The 18,797-nt window shown below is 39.9% G+C and carries 14 protein-coding genes; 6 read left to right on the top strand and 8 right to left on the bottom strand.

Going from position 1 to position 18,797, the window contains the following annotated elements:
- Positions 1–210: 210 nt before the first annotated feature.
- Positions 211–504, bottom strand: a complete 294-nt coding sequence (gene tnpA / locus B7E11_RS30830; protein ID WP_420830610.1) for an IS66 family insertion sequence element accessory protein TnpA — start codon at positions 502–504, stop codon at positions 211–213.
- Positions 505–1,156: 652 nt separating this feature from the next.
- On the opposite strand from tnpA, the gene B7E11_RS30040 reads away from it, so the two are divergent.
- The 6 genes from B7E11_RS30040 (at position 1,157) to B7E11_RS01610 (ending at position 11,340) form a co-directional block, all read left to right on the top strand.
- The gene (locus B7E11_RS30040; RefSeq protein WP_338026251.1) at positions 1,157–1,396 is read left to right on the top strand and encodes a hypothetical protein; all 240 of its coding nucleotides are present in this window, start codon (positions 1,157–1,159) and stop codon (positions 1,394–1,396) included.
- A 127-nt stretch (positions 1,397–1,523) separates the two neighbouring features.
- A complete protein-coding gene (locus tag B7E11_RS01625) occupies positions 1,524–7,052 on the top strand; it encodes a DUF4011 domain-containing protein (RefSeq protein ID WP_080831899.1) in 5,529 nt (1,842 codons plus the stop codon).
- Positions 7,053–7,093: 41 nt separating this feature from the next.
- Positions 7,094–7,354 carry a hypothetical protein gene (locus B7E11_RS01620; protein WP_041049471.1) on the top strand — a complete coding sequence of 87 codons (261 nt, stop codon included), beginning with the start codon at positions 7,094–7,096 and terminating at the stop codon, positions 7,352–7,354.
- An 808-nt stretch (positions 7,355–8,162) separates the two neighbouring features.
- A complete protein-coding gene (locus tag B7E11_RS28700; RefSeq protein ID WP_139787032.1) occupies positions 8,163–8,489 on the top strand; it encodes a hypothetical protein in 327 nt (108 codons plus the stop codon).
- A gap of 130 nt (positions 8,490–8,619) precedes the next feature.
- On the top strand, positions 8,620–9,984 hold the full coding sequence (locus tag B7E11_RS01615; protein WP_080831898.1) for an ISNCY family transposase: 1,365 nt from the start codon (positions 8,620–8,622) through the stop codon (positions 9,982–9,984).
- A gap of 63 nt (positions 9,985–10,047) precedes the next feature.
- Positions 10,048–11,340, top strand: coding sequence for an SIR2 family protein (locus B7E11_RS01610; protein WP_213084114.1), 1,293 nt, complete (start codon positions 10,048–10,050; stop codon positions 11,338–11,340).
- Between the two features lie 54 nt (positions 11,341–11,394).
- On the opposite strand, the gene B7E11_RS01605 is transcribed toward B7E11_RS01610, so the two are convergent.
- From B7E11_RS01605 to B7E11_RS01575, 7 genes are all read right to left on the bottom strand, one after another.
- A complete protein-coding gene (locus B7E11_RS01605; RefSeq protein ID WP_080831897.1) occupies positions 11,395–12,510 on the bottom strand; it encodes a site-specific integrase in 1,116 nt (371 codons plus the stop codon).
- 79 nt (positions 12,511–12,589) lie between these two features.
- Entirely contained in the window at positions 12,590–13,024 is a 435-nt protein-coding gene (locus B7E11_RS01600; protein WP_080831896.1) for a DUF5348 domain-containing protein, read from the bottom strand.
- A gap of 169 nt (positions 13,025–13,193) precedes the next feature.
- Entirely contained in the window at positions 13,194–14,864 is a 1,671-nt protein-coding gene (locus B7E11_RS01595) for a DNA primase family protein (RefSeq protein WP_080831895.1), read from the bottom strand.
- 213 nt (positions 14,865–15,077) lie between these two features.
- On the bottom strand, positions 15,078–16,337 hold the full coding sequence (locus B7E11_RS01590) for a hypothetical protein (RefSeq protein ID WP_080831894.1): 1,260 nt from the start codon (positions 16,335–16,337) through the stop codon (positions 15,078–15,080).
- The gene (locus tag B7E11_RS01585) at positions 16,338–16,538 is read right to left on the bottom strand and encodes a helix-turn-helix domain-containing protein (protein WP_080831893.1); all 201 of its coding nucleotides are present in this window, start codon (positions 16,536–16,538) and stop codon (positions 16,338–16,340) included. It lies immediately after the preceding gene.
- Positions 16,539–16,690: 152 nt separating this feature from the next.
- A complete protein-coding gene (locus B7E11_RS01580; RefSeq protein ID WP_080831892.1) occupies positions 16,691–17,989 on the bottom strand; it encodes a stalk domain-containing protein in 1,299 nt (432 codons plus the stop codon).
- A 59-nt stretch (positions 17,990–18,048) separates the two neighbouring features.
- Positions 18,049–18,624 (bottom strand): hypothetical protein, encoded by a 576-nt coding sequence (locus B7E11_RS01575; RefSeq protein ID WP_080831891.1) that lies wholly within the window; start codon positions 18,622–18,624, stop codon positions 18,049–18,051.
- Positions 18,625–18,797 lie beyond the last annotated feature (173 nt).

The following is an 18,797-nucleotide window of genomic DNA, read 5'->3' as shown; positions in this document are numbered from 1 at the left end:
GGAGCAGTTTTTTTACGCCGACAAACAAAGGCGAAATATAATTGTCTCCGAAACGGCGGTGAGGAAAGCAAAAAGCCACCGTCATTGGCGGTTCCGAATCTACCGTCAATTAAAGTGGCTGATGACAGACAAGAGCAGCCAATCCGTCGATGGATTTACGTAAATCCGTGCTGCCACAAGCCAGAAATACCTGACGGCTGGTTAATTCGCTCAGCATATGACCTCCAAAGCCTGCACCACGTCGCGGAGCAAAGCGGGATTGAACCCGGCGTCAACCTCGATGACGGCTGCGCCGATTCGGATGCGAAGGCAAGCCGAAGGTGTGGCTTCCGGCTCGGGAGTAATATGAGCTTTGACGAAGGTGGCTGACTTGACAGCAGCAGGGGATGAACCGCTTAGTCTCTTCATCCATGTATAGAGCCCGCGACGATCCACCTGATTGGCTTTGCACCATCTTGCTGCTTTTTCTCCACTGGAACGGAAAGCGGCAATCGTTCTTCCCATTTCTTCTGTACGTCTTCTCTGGCCATAAAAAATCCTCCCCCAATTGGACTATGAGGAGGATTATCTCACGGTTATTGCAAGGAACGAAGGTGGGGAGAGTTTGACGCTTACGATTCAAATCGAATTCGGCTTTTTTATGTAGATGTTCGTTACAATTTGTCACTATTGACGATATATAGAATATTGATTACCCTACTGTAAGCATTCACCGATTGAAATGTCGGCGTAGGATTAATATCCATAAGGATTTCAGCTTGTGCCAAGTGGTAATGAGCCAAAAAATTGCGATTTTGGCGTTTCTACTCCCAATAGGGGTAACAAAACTTAATTGAGCTCAACATATTGATCAAGATCAGGAAGAAAGGCCCAATTCCTTGTGATAGAATTAAGAAGAATCTGTCGTTTAGAAGATGGCAAGAACGTATTATTCAGAATCGTTGCCAATCCCACTTATCAACGAACTGACTGTCCATGTTGATCACTTGGTGGAGAAAAGAACGCAATGCACGAGCTTCACGAGTTAATGAAGGTGATGGTTTGAGTAGTAGGACTTTTTACAAAACACCGCTCGGAGCGGGAAGCCATACGATTCCTATTGTCCAGACCGCAAACATATTGCTGGTCATGTTTTCCAAAAAAAGCGGCAGAGGAAATGCGTGACCGAATCGCACATTTACCTGGGATGGATGAAAATATTGCGGCAACCATTCAAGCCCGCACGTTTCACTCTTTTTTGCTTAAAATCATTCGAAAACATGTTGTAACACAAGTCATCTTGAGCGAAACCCGTTACCAGCATATCCTGCTGAAGCGTATGAAAAGGACTTGGAGGACGCTTATCAACCAGAATCGTTACTGTCCCTTATCTTGTTGTTGTTTAGCTTTTTCATAGAGTTTGTTGAGATTTGGCAATTTGCGACTGGTCGAAAGAAGGAGATCTTTGTCAATTGTTGAACTTAATAATAATTAGTTAGCTTTTTACATACATATGATTTAGTCCTAATGGCTGAGGTGTTATTATGGCTGCAATTGATGTCCGCATAGATAAATGGAAGAAGCGTCTTCTTGATTTGGGCAAGAAAAACAGACTCATCAACTATCGAGAAACCAAACGTTCCAACATCAAGATAGTAGCCCCTGATCTCGCTGAATTGTTTAGACTGCTCGTCGTTAATGAAACAGCTTTAGAATTCCCATTCCCATTTGAAGATTTTGATGACGATGAAGACGAAGTTAGTGAACCATATACTTCAAGTGGCGATTTACAAACCAATCAAACCATCAAAGAGCAACAGAAAACATTAAGAAATCTTAGAAACAAAGCAAAGACAGCACTTGAAGAGCAAGGTGTCAACATCCTATATCTTTCATTTGGTTTCTTGAGGTGGAAGGAGAACCAAGACTCTGATCAGATCATCACCTCCCCCATCGTACTTGTTCCGGTATCACTTACACTAGAGTCCATTACCTCGCCCTTCGTCCTACGTCTACATGAAGACGAGGTCGTGGTTAACCCAACATTAAAATATAAAATGGAACATGAATTCGGAATTACATTACCTGAATTCGATGCACACGAAGATAGCATTACCGAGTATCTCAACAACCTCAATAAATCTGTTAATAAAAACAAATGGGAAGTTGCTTTTGAGACTGGATTAAGCCTGCTCTCTTTTTTGAAAATAAATATGTACGAAGACCTGGATAAGAACCAGGATAAGATAAAGGCACACCCGGTACTTCTCGGATTGGCTGGAGACAGAAGCCAAATCAAAACACTGCCTGCAGAATTCAATCAGTATGATCACGACAGGAAGACTCGGGCTATTGATACATTTCAAGTCGTTGATGCAGATTCTAGCCAGCAAGACGCCATTCTTTACTCCAAGAAAGGTGTCAGTTTTGTGCTGCAAGGGCCCCCTGGTACTGGAAAAAGCCAGACCATTACAAACATAATCGCTGAGAGTCTTGCTGAGGGAAAACGAGTGCTATTCGTTTCGGAGAAGATGGCAGCACTTGAGGTTGTACACAAACGATTGACGCAAGCAGGCTTATCTGATTTTTGTCTCACCCTACATAGCCATAGAGCTAATAAGAAGGAAGTCCTAAACGATCTTGGAAATACATTGGCTCTTAGTAGATTTAAAGTTCATGATGAGGCAGTCTCCCAACTAGAATTACTTGAAAAGCAAAGGGAAAAATTGAACCGTTATATTACTGAACTTCACACTCCCATCCAGCCTCTCAATCTAACACTATACAGTGTTAATGGGAAATTAGCTAAGTTATACGAAACTCCAGATGTCATTTTCTCCATTGACAATGTGGGCGAAACGACACTGGAGAAGTTGAATAGATATATTTACCTTTTGAATGAACTCTCCAAAACCATCGGAAAAATGACGGAGGACTACGCACTCAACCCATGGAGAAACTGCATAGTCCCCAATGTTTCGCACGAACTTCGGCATGACATTGAAACAAACTTAAGGAAGTTGGCCCCCGCTTTCCACGTACTTGTAGAGAATTTTAATAAAGTTAATAATAACTTCGAACTGAACAGGGATTTGACCCTGGCTGCAACAGAGGATATCCTTGAGATTTTCGATATCTCGGAGAAATCACCAGGAATTCCGATTCATTGGATAACTACTGAAGATATTACTCCGCTTATTCAGCAAGCGGAGAAATATCTTGCAATGAAAAAGGAATATGAAGATTACCAGTCCGAGTTAGGCAAAATTTATGATAACGATTACTTCAATCTGCAAGCTGAAAATACAAAATCACTACTCTTATCAAGGGTTACAACAGTTAAGCCTATATTAAATGAGGATAGTTTTCCAAGTGACAATGATATTTTGAGGTTCGCAAAATCGATCATTAATGAACTGACTTCCATTTGCGGAAAAATAGAAGCTGCTTCAGCCGCGGCAGAAAGTATTTTTGAAACATTAAAAATTCCTTATAAAAGATCGATCATGGGTTTAGAAGCACTTCATACATTATTGAGCTTCATTCTTCTAAATCCAAGACCTACTGAGGCATGGTTTGACCCTGGTAAATATAATGCTATTAAGAAGTTGTCAGAAGAAGCAAAGAATAAGTACGATCAGATCAACAATCTCACAACATCCATAAGCAGCCGCTTCGATAAAGAGATCTTTGACATTGATTATTCATCTATGCTGAAACGATTCAAGATTGAATACACTACTTGGTTCAAGGTTTTTAAAAGGAGCTACAGAACAGATAAAAAACAAATTCGTGTTTTGATGAAAGATAATTCTCAGAAGTTCGATGATCAAACCATTATCTCTGTCTTAAACGAATTAAAAGAAATCGCTGATATTCATTCTTGGCTAAATGAAAATGAAAAGATACTTACTCAATTATTGGGAAGCCATTATCTTGGGAAAATGACTGATTGGGGGCTCTTGGATCAATCGTTCAAACAATTCTCAAGCATTCTCAACTGTTTCTCAGGTGAGCCTATTCCTGTTAGCGTTAAAAACTTTCTCGTTGATGGAGAAGCGAATTATCAGGACATTAAAACACGACATGAGAAGCTTGGTATCATAAAAGACCCTGATCTGGTTCTTACTCTTCAAAGGATACTGCCATCTACATCCGATTGTAAGAATTTGGATGTATCAGTACTTCTTGAAATGGTTACCGGTGTAATGAATTCACTTCAAGTACTGGATGGATTGTTTACAGAAGTGACTAAGCATAGTCATAAAGAACTTTCATATGACGAAGTTATAGATGATCTCTCCAAGTTGGAAATTATTCAGATTATTGATCGCACAATCAATAAGGAGAGCGATAACCTAAAAGAAAACTTCCAGAGTTTCTTCAACGGTAGTATCCAAACTGATTGGGGCTCCATCTTAGGATCATTATCTTGGGCCGGAGATTTTAAGAAGTTACATGAGAAGTATTTATTGCCACAGAACTTTATTGCTCGCATTTGTTCTGATTCCTCATATGTTGCAGAGGTCTCTTCTTACAAGAAGATTCTTAAGGATAGCTTGAATCATATACAGAAAGAATGGCGATGGTTTGCAAACCTCTTTGACAATGTAGAGGAGTTACAACGAACAGACTTAACCTCCATCTTATTAAAGATCAGCAAATGTCTGAACAACATATCATCTCTGGAAGAATGGATTGATTTCCGTAGCATCAGGGATGAGTGTAAGAAAGAAGGATTGTCGGAGTATGTCCAGAAAGTAGAAGAACTCAAGATCGACAAAGATCTGATAGTCGGTACATTCCTTAAGCGTTTCTATCGACTGTGGGTAGACTCTGTAATCTCAAAGTTTCCTGCAGTTAATTCTTTCCGTAGCCGTAGCCACGATGAGATCATACGGGAATTTAATCGCCTCGATATAACTCAACTTTCCTTGGCAAGAACAAGGATAAAAGAACGTCTTGTCTCAAGGTTGCCAGATTTGAACATGGCGACAATGGCTATGGATGAGATTGGAATATTAAAGCGTGAACTAGGCAAACAACGCAAAATACTTCCATTACGGAAACTATTCAAGGCGATACCCAATTTATTACTTACTCTAAAACCATGTTTGATGATGTCTCCCCTTTCCGTAAGCTTATTTCTCGATGCAGAGAACTATAACTTTGATGTGGTAATCTTCGACGAAGCATCACAGGTTTGTACTGAAGATGCAATAGGAGCAATTATGAGGGGGAAGCAAGTCATTATTGCCGGAGACAATAAACAGCTGCCACCAACCAACTTCTTTGCCGCGAATACTTCAGATGGAGACTTTGATGGCGATGGAGCAGACGATGAAGAATTTGACGATACCGACGCATTTGAGTCTATTCTTGATGAATCCCTTACTGTTCTGCCGGAGCGAACACTAAGATGGCATTATAGGAGTCGCCATGAACACCTGATTGCTTTCTCAAACGCCAAAATTTACAATCATAATTTAATCACATTTCCTTCTCACATTGATAAAGTTCCTGACCACGGAGTCGAGTATATTTATGTTGAGAATGGAGTTTATGATCGTGGCGGTAAGAAATGTAACGTAAAAGAGGCAACACGTGTGGCTGAATTGGTTTATGAGCATTTCCGCAACTACCCTGAAAGATCCCTAGGAGTTGTCACTTTTAGTGAAGCCCAACAACAGGCCGTTGAAACAGCAATCCGTCAATTGCGTCTTCAAAATCAGGAATTTGAAAAATTCTTCAATGAAGATAAAGAAGAAGCGTTTTTCATAAAAAACCTTGAGAACGTGCAGGGGGATGAACGCGATACCATTATCTTCAGCATTGGTTATGCAAAAGATTCAAATGGCATTATGTATATGAACTTCGGGCCTTTAAGCAGATCCGGCGGCTATCGTCGGTTGAATGTTGCAATAACTCGAGCTAAATATAATGTTAAACTTGTTGGATCGATCCGGCCAACAGATATTAAATTGGAGAGCACAAATGCTGAAGGTGTAAAGATGTTACGATCTTATATAGAATTTGCAATGAATGGGCCCGATGCAATTCTTAATGAGCTGACATATTCCGATTCGGTTAACGTTGACTCTCCATTTGAAGAGTCTGTGTATGACTTCTTAGTAAAGAATGGATTTATGGTTGCTACTCAAGTTGGTTGCTCCGGATATCGAATCGATCTTGCCGTTAAACATCCTACGTTAAGTGGCAGGTTCGTCCTTGGAATAGAATGTGATGGAGCTACATACCACTCTGCTAGAACGGCTAGAGAACGTGACAGGTTGCGTCAGACCATCTTGGAGGACATTGGTTGGAAAATCTATCGTATATGGTCAACTGACTGGATTAAAGATCCTATTACAGAAGGTCGTAAATTACTGGATGCTGTCAACAAGGCCATAAGCGAGTACAAGGAAAGCAATGTTAATTCTGGATCAATGCATAAGTTTCAAAGCGAGCTCTTACAGCAAACGATTGGTATCCAAATTATAGAGAACCCCACGGATCTTGGCGATCATACTTACGATAACCCTTATTCCTTTGAATACTATGAAGAAGCTAATGTCTATGAGGTTAAACGTTATTCCGATGATACGACTTATCTTAAGAACGTGATTAAGTATGTTGTCGAAAAGGAATACCCAATCCATTTTGAATTGCTGTGCAAAAGAGTTGCCGGGCTGTTTGGCAATCAAAAGGTAACAGTAAAAGTGAGAGATTCAGTTAACTATGTAATCAGTAAATACCTTACCGATCAGTTGATGAGAAAGGGTGATTTCCTTTGGATTAAGGGAGCTGAAAACATAAAAGCCAGGGTTCCGCTTTCAAATGACGTTGGAGTAAGATCAATCAATCATATTTCCAAAGAAGAGATCGCTGAGGCAATGCTACAAATAGTTAGTAAAAGTTTTGGAATCACTACAAATGACCTTTATTCAGTTACAGCTCGGGTATTCGGATTCAGCAGAACGGGCGGCAATATTAGCAATGCAATGCAACAAGCTTGCGATTATCTCGTTGAATCAGGGGTTGTTAAAAATCTTAATGGAAAGATCGTTCTTTAGTCGTTAATTTTTTCTAACCACAATTACTAGGAGGATTTATTTTGGAGCAATTAATTGAAGTTCTACAAGAAATTAGGGACGGAATTTACTCAATCAATTCAAACATTGAGGACTTAAAAGTATCTGTTGAGGAACTCAAGGGACAAGGTCTTTATAATTCGATATCAGATGTATACGATAAGTTGGAATCATTAGCAAGTGATATCAAAGGCAATGGCCTATATGATAGTCTTAGTGATGTTTGTAATAAATTGGATGAGATCTCTACTATACTAAATTCGATAGATACTAATACGATGTGAGATTATAAATATTGTTTGGAACCATTTTTACAAAATCACGTAAACTAATCGAACAATTTTCAACCGTTAAACATTCATGCTGAACCTTTTAAAAATGAAAACCCAGTTCGACCAAGACGCGTTCTAACGGAACGGTTGAAGGAGCGAGCCCGTCTATTGGATGACATTAAAACTGGTATAAAGTGTGGCACCGCCCCGTGCACCATCAGAGATATTTCTTATTCAGAGTCAGAAAAGGCAAAAACCCAATAACCACAAGTTTTTTAAACCACCACAATTACCGAAAACGCAGAAAAGACACCTAACGCGGTGTCTTTTCTGATGGTTTTGGTGGAGGCGAGGGGAGTATATGATTCCCGATTAAACTTGCTGACGAAGCCCACTCGACGAAGCAGAGCGCTGCGGTAGAATCAGATGCCGTGCTCGTCCGCTTCGCTCCCTTCGCGCGGTCGAACCCCAATGTCCTCCTTCGGATCGGGCACACGACTGCCCCTCGCCCCCATTAAAAAACTCCGACCTCGTGCGGTCGGAGTTTTTATGGTGGAGGCGAGGGGAGTCGAACTGTTGTCCCTGATTTCTCACTCTCTCTCCACTTGTATTAATGAATCCCGAAAAGTCTTACTAACCAAGACTTTTCGGGATTTTTCATTTTATGTAGTACCCTTTTTTATCGTCATAATTTAACAAATTTCAAATGTCTTGTCTACAGTTAGTCTACAAAATCGGACAGGAGATTTAAGATAACTGCTCAATATATTTTTATTTGTTATAATATACTTAATATTCTTGTAATTGAGGTGTAACATAAATGTCCCGGTCAAAGGTTGCTTTGTTTTTCGGAGCAGGATCTGAAATTGGCTATGGTTTACCTTCAGGCGGGAAATTCGCACTTGACCTTTTTAGGACATCTGTAGAGAATGATAAAGATGATTTTCGTAAACAACTTGACAAAATAAATAACACTTCAACTTATGCTGCAAAATGGCTACCAGAAAATTATCACAAAAAACGTATTTACGTTTTTGGAAAAGGAGAATTTGAAGAAATAATTGCTTCAAGTTTAGAATATAAACGAGACGATATATTAACTTACTTAGTTTCCCATGAAAAAGTCGGGTGTTTTGGGCAAAATTAAAAGGAATTCAGCACCTCAAAATGGAAATTGTTATTGTCGAGATAACAAAGTTCCACACCCCGAGGGAAGAATTCCTTTGCTTTAGGAGTTCAACAAAAGCCCTCGGGAATCCTTCCAAGAGGTGAAGAAAATGTTGAAACTTCGCGACGGACAATTGAACATCTGGGATGCCATTCTCCCGGAACCTGTAAGAAGGCTGCCAGTCGAACTTGCGATCATAGATCAACTGCTGGACGACGACCGTTTTCTTCAACCGTTTGCTGAGTTGCACCCGAAAGGCAAGAAGAGCGGCCGTCCTACGCTTGCAATTGAAAAGTACATCCGTCTTATGGTGCTGAAGCATAAATACAATTTGGGCTACGAGTCACTCGTGAAGGAAGTCGGCGACAGCATCACATGGCGAATGTTCTGCCGAATTGCCATCGACGAAACGATGCCAGACCCGTCTACACTCATTTATGCTCGCAAACGCTATGGCGACAAGATCATCGAAGAGATCAATGCCGCACTTGTAAAGCAGTGTGAGGAAAAAGCCATTCTGAAAACTCGTAAATTACGCACGGATACAACGGTTGTGGAATCCGACATCCACCACCCGACAGACGCTACACTGCTACAAGATGGCGTGAGGGTTATTACTCGCACGATTCAGAAAATCCAGAAAGTTGCCTCCCACGCTGTTCAAGGCTTTGAAGATCGCACGGCAGAAATCAAGGAAAAGATTCTGTCCATCGCGAAAGTTCTACGTCGCCGCACCCGTGAATCCTGGGAAGAAGTTGACCGGATCACTGGGAGCGTAATAGAAGTAGCCGAGAACGTCGTGAACAAGGCTCAAGACGTAATCGAGAAACTGCATGACAACGGAAGAACTACTGTTCAGCAAAGCAAAACGAAACTGTCGGCTGCGGTCGAGCTTGCCGGAAAGCTGCTTGAGCAAGCCAAGCAGGTCGTTTCCGGTAACCGTATAATTGCCGACCGTATCGTAAGTTTCTTTGACCCGGAAGCCAGGCCGATTAAAAAAGGCAAGTTAGCCAAAGGCACGGAGTTCGGATACAAGGTGCGAATCGACGAGACGGAAAGCGGCTTCGTCACTGGTTACGCTGTCTACGAGGGAAATCCCTCTGATGATGAACTGCTCGTTCCCGCTGTACAGGCGCACATCAAGCAATTCGGCAAGGCGCCGCAAGCTGTAGCCACCGACCGCGGTTTCTCAAGCAAGGAAAACGAAACGGCCATTACCGAACTCGGCGTGAAGCGCGCCAGTTTGCCGCGAAAGGGCAAGAAAGGCGTGGCTCGAACTGAGTACGAAAACGAAAAATGGTTTAAGGACTTGCAGCGTTACCGTGCAGCCGGAGAAGCGAAGATTAGTCTTCTCAAGCGCAAGTACGGTTTGAACCGCAGCAGGTACCGGGGATTTGCTGGCTCAAAATGCTGGGTCGGCTTCGGAATCCTGACCCACAACCTGCAAAGAGCGGCAAAAATGCTCCAAAATTAAGGTGAAAACCGCCCCTTAGGGGGAGTTTCCCCTACAACCCAACCAGGAACCCCGAAATCATTTTTGAAAATCTACTTTTTCAGGAGCAACTACTTAGAAGATTTCGACTCAAATGTTAGCAAAATACTCAAATATTGGCACCTAAAAGAAAGTGATGTACGAGATAAATTCAGAGAAAAAACAGGGCTCGATATCGGTGACGTATCTTATAGTCATGCGGTGAAAATAAATAGAAGATTAGCCGAAAATATCAAACTATTTGGATCAGCGTTCTTTTCTGCAATGTTAAAAACATTAGAATTAAATCAGGAAAACAAGAGATTGCAACGAATAGTTAGAGCAATCTTAGAACTACTCGTGGGTTCTTACGGTCAGCGACTTATTGCCAGACTAAACGAAGAATTATTTGAAGAAGCACCGGAAGAATTATCTGTATTTGATGATCTTTCGGGAGTGTTTAGTCTCAATTACAAGAATATCGGACAAACTGGAATGGAAATGGTTCTTGATGATATTCAATCACCAATATCCTCCAATGATACTCTTGTTAAAATTATGAGTGAACTAGGACGAACAGTTCTTGAAGACATATATTCAAAAGCTATTGATTATCAGGCACTGATTGATAGTCATTTTAGATATCTTTATAATCCTAAAGCACACTGGGCAAAGTTCACAAGAATCAGCATTTTCTTACATACCGTTAGAAGATATATCAAAACATGTAGTAATATTGATATCAATAAAATAAATAATGGTCCAGGGTATTATCACGACTTGCTATTATTATCAGAACATGCTGACATAGAAGCTATTGGAACCACTAACTACAATACTTTCATCGAACAAGTATTTGATTTGAATGGGAAATCTAATATCCCCGTCTTTCATCTTAATGGAAGTGTAGATGAATATTACGATCCTTATTGTAACACTATTTTACTTAACTATACAGAAGAACAATTGGCATCGTATGAACATATTGTAGTTCCATTTTTATTTACACAAAGTGGAGTTAAACCACTAACCTCGATTACTATGTCCAAGAGGTATGTTGAACTTTATGAGAGATTTAAAGAATCTGATATAATTTGTATTGTTGGATACGGATTTAATGGTGATGATGGACATATAAATGGACTTTTTAGATCATTGGCTGTTGAAGGGAAAAAACTAGTAGTTTTTCACTTTGGCAACGATAATCAGAACTTTTTGAAAAAGGAATATCAAACTAAGCTAAGATTAGGGTCTTCACATAATATTGATATTTTTACGGTTGATGACTCCAGAAATACGAATGATAATAAAGCATGGTGGAAATCCCTTATAGACAATTACGTTCTACTTCCCAATTAGCCAAAAGTAAACACTCCGGAAGAAAAAGTTTTTCCTTTCCGGAGTGTTTATATGTTAATCCCTCAAAGCATCACTCATTGCACTAACAGTATTTTTGTGTGTTTTATCGAGCAAATGAGTATATATTCTGCTTGTTGTTCCGATATCCGAATGACCGACTGCTTCAGAAATGGCCTTTAAATCCACGCCGGAAGCATACAATACGCTGACGAATGAGTGCCTTAAATCGTGAAGCCTGCACTTAGGGAGATTATTTTTCTCAAGAAAATCTTTAAACCATTCTGTAACGGAATTAACTCGATATGGCCGTCCATCTTCCCTTACAAAAACATAACCAGTGTATTGGTAAGAGTCCCCAAGCAATTCCTTATGTTGCTCTTGCAACTTTCTATGCTTGATTAAAATTTTATACAATTCATCTACAATATACAACGACCTTTTACTTTTTTCGGTTTTCGGCGCTTTGGTAATCACCTTCTCTCCAGCACTTGTCCTGACTTCCCTGATGTGAAGAATACGTTGATCAAGATCAACATTTTCCCATTTCAACCCGGTTATTTCTTCTCTACGCAATCCTAAATATCCAGCCAAATACACTGGTAATTCAAGCTTGGTGTCTTTAACCTTCTCCAACAATTCCTTTAATTGTTCCTTGGAATATGCTTTTCCTTCAAACCGAACCTTGCGCGGCATCGAAACTGCATCGGCTGCATTTCGATATACAAATTGCAACTTCAAAGCGTAATCCAGCGCTTTACGTAAATTCGCATGATGTTTGTGGACAGTGTTTGGGGACAAGCCCTTTTCCTCCATTAAATGACGATAGTAATTTTGTATGTGAATAGGCTGTAATTTCTGTAGCTCGATATTGCCCATGAAGGGAATAATATGGTTGTAGATTATATTTCTATATCCGTACGCTGTAGTCTCTTCGCAATTGTATCGTACATAATTTTCCATAAAGTGATGAAGTAAATCGGCCAAAGTCATTTCTTCTGAATGAACTAACAAGTTCCGCTGGCGATTGTATTCAAATTCATTTAGGATTTTTTTCGCTTCCGATTCCGTTGAAACTGATACATACTTACGGAGCCGTTTACCTGCATTGTCCACGCCAAGTTCCAATGTTACACGCCACTTCTTACCTACCTTTTGGATTGAACCTGCCATACCTCATCCCCATCCTGTGATAGTTTTTACTTTGAATAAGAGGGAGGGAAGAAGGCTGCCGTATAAGGCAGCCAATCGATTAAATAGCAATTAGGTATTTATCCTGGGTACGCAAATAAAAGCGAACACCATCCATAATCACATACCAATCAGAATCGAATTCCAAACGACAGAGAACAGGCTTGTCCCCGATATAAAGACTGAAGCATTCACCGCAGTGTAAACCATAGCCTTCATCGATCACAAACCACCGCTGGCGATCCTTATCGAACATGATTGTATGTTTTTCCTTCATGTTGAGTTTATGCCCCTCTTCCGTTGAATGATTTTTCAGGACCGTACTTCTCACCCATTCATCGAACCAATCCCTGGGAATAATTACCTTTCTCCCAAATTTGATCTTGGGGAAGTCTTCTTGGTTGACAAGCTTATATATGGCATTTTTGCCCAAAGGCAATAGTCGATATAAATCGCTAACTGTGTAAAAGGATGAATTTCTTCCGGCGTCCCCCATTGTAATCCTCCCTCGTGGTTATAATATATATTTGAGTCAGTCGGGTTAACGTAGTCTTATGTAGCTCGAATGTAGCATTCGCAATCTACGTTAATTCCTCAAAGAACATCGTAAAATCAATAGTCTTAACGCAATGTAGATAATGTAGCCATTTAATCTCCTGACTCTTTTAATCTTCCTCAGATTTAAGGTTGATCCCCGTATACCCCTCCAATGGCGTAGAGCCATTCAGCCGAAACTTTCCGGGTTTAGCAATTTTTTTGATTTCGACATTAAACTCCTCTTTTGTTAAAGCCCTTTGTGCATTTTCATGACAAAATCTTAGGTACGCCTGGTACAAATCTCTTTTGTGAATCCGTAGTCTCGGATTACTTGCATCAACTTTACATCTATCTTGAAGAAACGTTGGCACATTGTTTAACTCGGCCATATACTGCTTTTTAAATCGTTTAGCATCTTCGCTTTCAACGAATACTAAATTATTAGCCATTAAGTCACGCAACCCATCAATTGCCCATTCCACGATGTAATTTTTTTCCGATATTAACTTTGCCATGAGTTCTTTATCTCTTCTTTCTTCGGGAATAGTATTGTTAAATACCAGAAACAAAATCCGATCTGTAAAAGCATTGGTGCCATCCAATTTGCTTAACATTGGCATCTGATTTCCGGCCGCCACCAGCTTAGTTTTTCCGTAGAATCGAAAAGGATGTTCCCCCTTCCGTTCTGCGGTCAACAAGTCGCCGCCAGTAATCGCTTTGATCACATCAGTTCCCTTGAGCGCGGCACTTTCATCCAATTCGGGAGTCACATTCAATTTTGAGCGAAATAATTCAGCCGTCATGAATCTTACTTCCGATAGTTGTCGGAAGGACATCGCCGTTGTGTGCTTATCTCCAATAAGGTGTCGCCATAACGCCAACCAAACACTTTTCCCAGTATGCGGCAATCCGATTAGAATAAAGAATTTTTTAGCACGCCATTCGTTGCTAATGATATAGCCCGTAACTTGCTGTAAACATTGGATTTTCACGGGATCTCCTTCAGTACAATCGAAAAGGAATTTTTGAAACCAAACTCCCATATTCCTTCGTCCGGCGGTATAGACCTTTACCTGGGAGTCAGTCACTCCATATTCCGCGTTAATATAACTTGTAAACATGAAATTTGGACTATGCTTGTAGACTCTCCTGCTTTTGATATCAAGAACTCCGTTAAGAAAATTGATCAAATGGGTATGTTGATCGAACTTATCGTGTTCTATTTGCAATTCCGGATCAGTTTTTATCCGATGAACTATTTCTGACATTTTCTGCTTTCCTAATTTCATATTTATGGCTTCCGGAAGTGATTTACGTATGTCAATGTAAAGTTCTTGATCCGACTTTTCATCAAAACATCGACCGTTATACAAATACACATTTCCAGCGCAACATCTGATAATATGTCGCTCAACGAAAATTTGCTTAACTACATAATCAATTGGGACATGCGAGGTAAAAGCGTCGTTATTCTTCTCTTCTTCTTGACTAACCGCACTACTCAATTGTTTGCCAGATGGTTCAATTGGTTTAGTCGGATTTGTTACTCTGTCCTGAACTTGAACTGTGGACTGAATTGCGCTTTCCTCGGTGTCAGGGATTTTTACTGTTAGCCGACCAGCGTTCTGGTTATGCATTTGCAGTATTTCGTTGTGCGATTCTTTTTCAGAATCTACCTCGGAGATTTCAACTCGCAGCATTTCATCTTCTAGGTCAGGAATTTCAACTCGCAGCATTTCATCTTTTAGGTCAGGAATTTCAACTCGCAGCAGTCCTTCATTACCAGTTCGCCAGGTCAACTGCCCTCTCTCCCTTCACTTGTTAATGAGACGTCTCATGAGCTAAATATATCAGCCGGTGCAGCAATTCGTATTACCAGCGAAGATCATTTTTTTTTTGATATTGGTATTTACACAGTATAAAAAATGAGATAAAATTCTTGGATTGACTTTAGTTTGACAATATAAAAACCAAGCTTTGTGCCGGTATTTCAGCACAAAGCTTGGTTCCAATTAAGCCTTCATATAATCTGCCAAGAATGTACGGCTAATTTCGTATCTCTGAGATATTTGCATAGCCAATAACGTATACTTGTCTGCTCCTTTTCTTCGTAAAAAATCCAACGGATTGAGGAATGCCTGCTGATATTCTAATGTCTGAAGTGATGTAGCTTTGTTGATTCGCTGCAACACTCTCTTAATCTTTTTAAATGGCACCTTGGCTATTCTCCACTTCTTATCCATTATTGAACCCAGTATATTGTTTTCTTCCTCATAGACTTCATTAGAAAAGAACTTACTTTCATAACTATGAAATACTGTGCTTAACCATTCTTCGTCAAGATCAACACTTGAGTTTTTTATCAAGTATAAGAAGTAAGACTCCATTAGTGGGATTACGATCAGCGCTAATTCAATTAAATCATTTATCCATTTTCGAGTCGTATCGATTCTTCCCGACAAACTTTGTTGTATTATCTCTTCGCTAAAAGCAATACTTTTTATGTAGTGTAATCTGCCAATGATATTAGGCAACAACGCTGCAAGGCTGAGTAATTTCTCGTATTCATCTAATAAATCTGGAAAGTCCGAAAATTGTGTACTAAGAATTGCGATCTCGGAAGCAAGTGCAAAATTATATTCACGTTCAAATAACAACCGGTTAAACAAAGTAAATTCAGTATGTAGTTCCAACACTCTGCAAAAATTATTGTAAAAATATACATGAAAATACTTTGTTGTAATATGTTCGGAAATAAATTTATAACTATAAAGATTATTTTCTATTTTCTCTTTTTTTAAAATATTATGTATGTCTTTGTAAAAAATTGAAAAACCTAAAAATCCTGACAAAAACCTTGGAATACGATATTTATTTTCTAACTTAGGAAGATCAAAATAAGCACCAATTTTTTCAAATTGTCTGGCTGCATTTCTGAAAAACCCACGTTTTTCATCCATAATCAAATTTTCAAAGTTTACAGAATCAACTATTTTCAATAATCCGTTTCGATCCTGAACATACTCATCTTTTTCTAATAAATAACCCATATAAGCATTGATTATGATATGGTTTACTAGATCGTATTTGAAGAAATCGTCTTCGCTATCAGAAAAAAACCAAAATAAACCCTCAGGTATAAATTCTGAGCATTCCTCAAATACAAAATCAGCAATTTCTTCAAGTGTATTTATACCGTCAGGACACTTCTTAGGTAAATTATAGTATTCGAAAGTATCAGCTGGTAATGTGTTTGATCTAATATGCAACAATTATATCTTCCGCCTTTTCATCTTCTGGTTTTCAATTATGAAATCAATAACAGCGCTTCTTTGAATACGATAAGAGTGATTGACTTTAAATGACTGAATCTCACCTGATTTGACCAAATTATAAGCTGTATTTAATCCTATCTTCAACATCTCGGCTAGTTCATTAACGGTTAGAATTTCACCATAAAATTCATCATACATGATTAAAACCCCCTCCTAAATCATTATCGTAATGTTTGTTAAATTTTGTTATTTTTTGTCATTCTTCATTAATGGATGTTATATATTCCAAAATGAATCTCCATGAGCACAAAAAAAAGAGGCATATTTATGCCTCTAAAGACTATTTTGTATTAATCTTCCAAAATAACAACCTTAGCATCCATCCATTGATCAGCTAGCCATGTGATGCCGAACATTTTGGCGGTTTCTCGTTCTTTACCGGGGTCAACCAGGAAAGAAGCCGTGTCCCAATAGACAAGCACTTTCGTTCCACGAACTTCCTTTACGTAACCGCTGAATGTACCTAATCCAACCCGATCTCCGACGTTTATCCATTTTCCATAATAGTCTAGAGGATCGGTATCGTTATATTGAACCTGATCATGCTTTTTTTGGTTCTCATCCACTACATCGGCTAGTGTCTGACGGTTATCCTCTTGTTTTTGGAATGCATTGAGCAGAGAAATTTTATAACCGTACTCAAACCAATCCGATTCTTTTGGTTCTGCTCCGCCGTAGTAGATCAGAATCATTTGCATTTCTCCATCCCACATGACATCCGCTCCTAAATTTTCTGCAACGAAGCGAACGGGAATCATAGTCTTTCCTTTAATAATTTCTGGCGGGACATCAAGCGTTTGGATTACTCCGTTCACAGTAGCCGTTGTCCGGTTAATCCAAAGTTCAATATTGGTTTCATTCAGCGTAATTGTAACCTTTCGTTCGTCGCCGTTCCATATGACCGTTCCGCCCATTTGATTGACGATTGGAGCGATGGGAAGCAGGGTACTGCCGTTTTGGATGACCGGCGTGACCGTATGATCGGCTTCATCAAATAATTGGCCATCATTTGGTGTCAGCAACCATGGACTGTTGACGACCATAGCTAGCGTGACGGGTTGAACTGCTTGCATTTTTTCCGATCCGTCCTTATTAACCTTCGCGAACTCTAATTGGCGCTCTTCCGGGTCATATTTCGTGGTAAATCGATTCCCGTATTTTGAGTTTTGCAGAATATCGCTAATAAAACTAAGCGGAACAAAAATGCCGAGATCATAAGAATCTAGATAACCTGCCGCGGCTTCCATTTGGTAAGATTCGCCGGTTTGTACTAAACAGCTTCCAGATTCATCAAGCTCATATTCTTGCACTTCGGTTTTCCCTTGGGTAATTTTGAAACATTGGCCTTGAAACGTGACAAAGGAATAAGCTGGAGATTCGTTGTAATAGACTGTCTCCGTTCCGCTTATGTCAAGAAACTTCAGGATTTGACCAATGGGGAAGATTTCAACCCCGTTTCGTTCAACAGGAGTATGTACCCATCCTTCATTTTGACCCAGTTTAATCGGTATATCGGCCGCAAACGCTGATTGAAGCATGGTGAGTGACAGAACCATGAGCAGAACAAAGCTAAGAAGTGTTTTTTTCATCGAAAGAACCTCTTTCCTCTGGATTATTTAGGAATTTTTATCGATGTGTGTTTTCTTGGTTACGAACCATCGTGCAGTGCGTTGGAAGCGAGCTCTGCAGATGCGTTATCAATTAGCTGCCTAATGATCGGCACGGCAGTCATTGCATGGGTGTATTCTCTCACCGCGGGATTATGTCGTCTTTTAATCAGATTTTTTGTATTTAGTCTAGAAAAAATGTTATAGGTCAGTTTGTCTTGGTCGATTTTTACCCTGTGAGTTGTTGTGTTCTTAAAGATGATTCGGATTTCAGATGATCTGTTCTCAATTGTAAAATCCGGATGGAGATTCATGGACGATAGCTGCTTGTAAAGCTCTTCTGTAGTGACCGAAAAGGGCAAGGGATAATCCTGCCAGTTTAAACGGAATAACTTGATTGCGGAAATGAATTGCATAAAAAGGTAGGCAGCGGCCCATCCGATGACGCTCCCAATGAGAAGGCCAGCTAGTCCCCCGGTAACAGCAAGTCCAATAGCTCCAATGGGAATAAGAAACCAGTACACTTTCCGGTATGCCTTTAATGGATCATGAAGTTGAATTGGAGAGGGCGAGAGAGTTTCTGTGAATACTCGATCTTCATGGTTTTCAATGTGCATGGGAAAGCACTCCTTTGCTGATTCTTCCAGAGTGTTGATGCAATCCTGTTGGATTTTCCATTTCTTTAAGATTGCTAGCGACTACTTTTTGTGATAGACCGTACCATTTTGAAAATTAAATAGATCAAGTAAAACGGAGTAACGGCCCATCCGATGAAAGTGGCCAGAATAAT

The organism is Cohnella massiliensis (assembly GCF_900169535.1).
Taxonomy (GTDB): domain Bacteria; phylum Bacillota; class Bacilli; order Paenibacillales; family Paenibacillaceae; genus Cohnella; species Cohnella algarum.
Note: the sequence above shows the minus strand (reverse complement) of the source record. Positions and strands in the feature narration are given on the sequence as shown.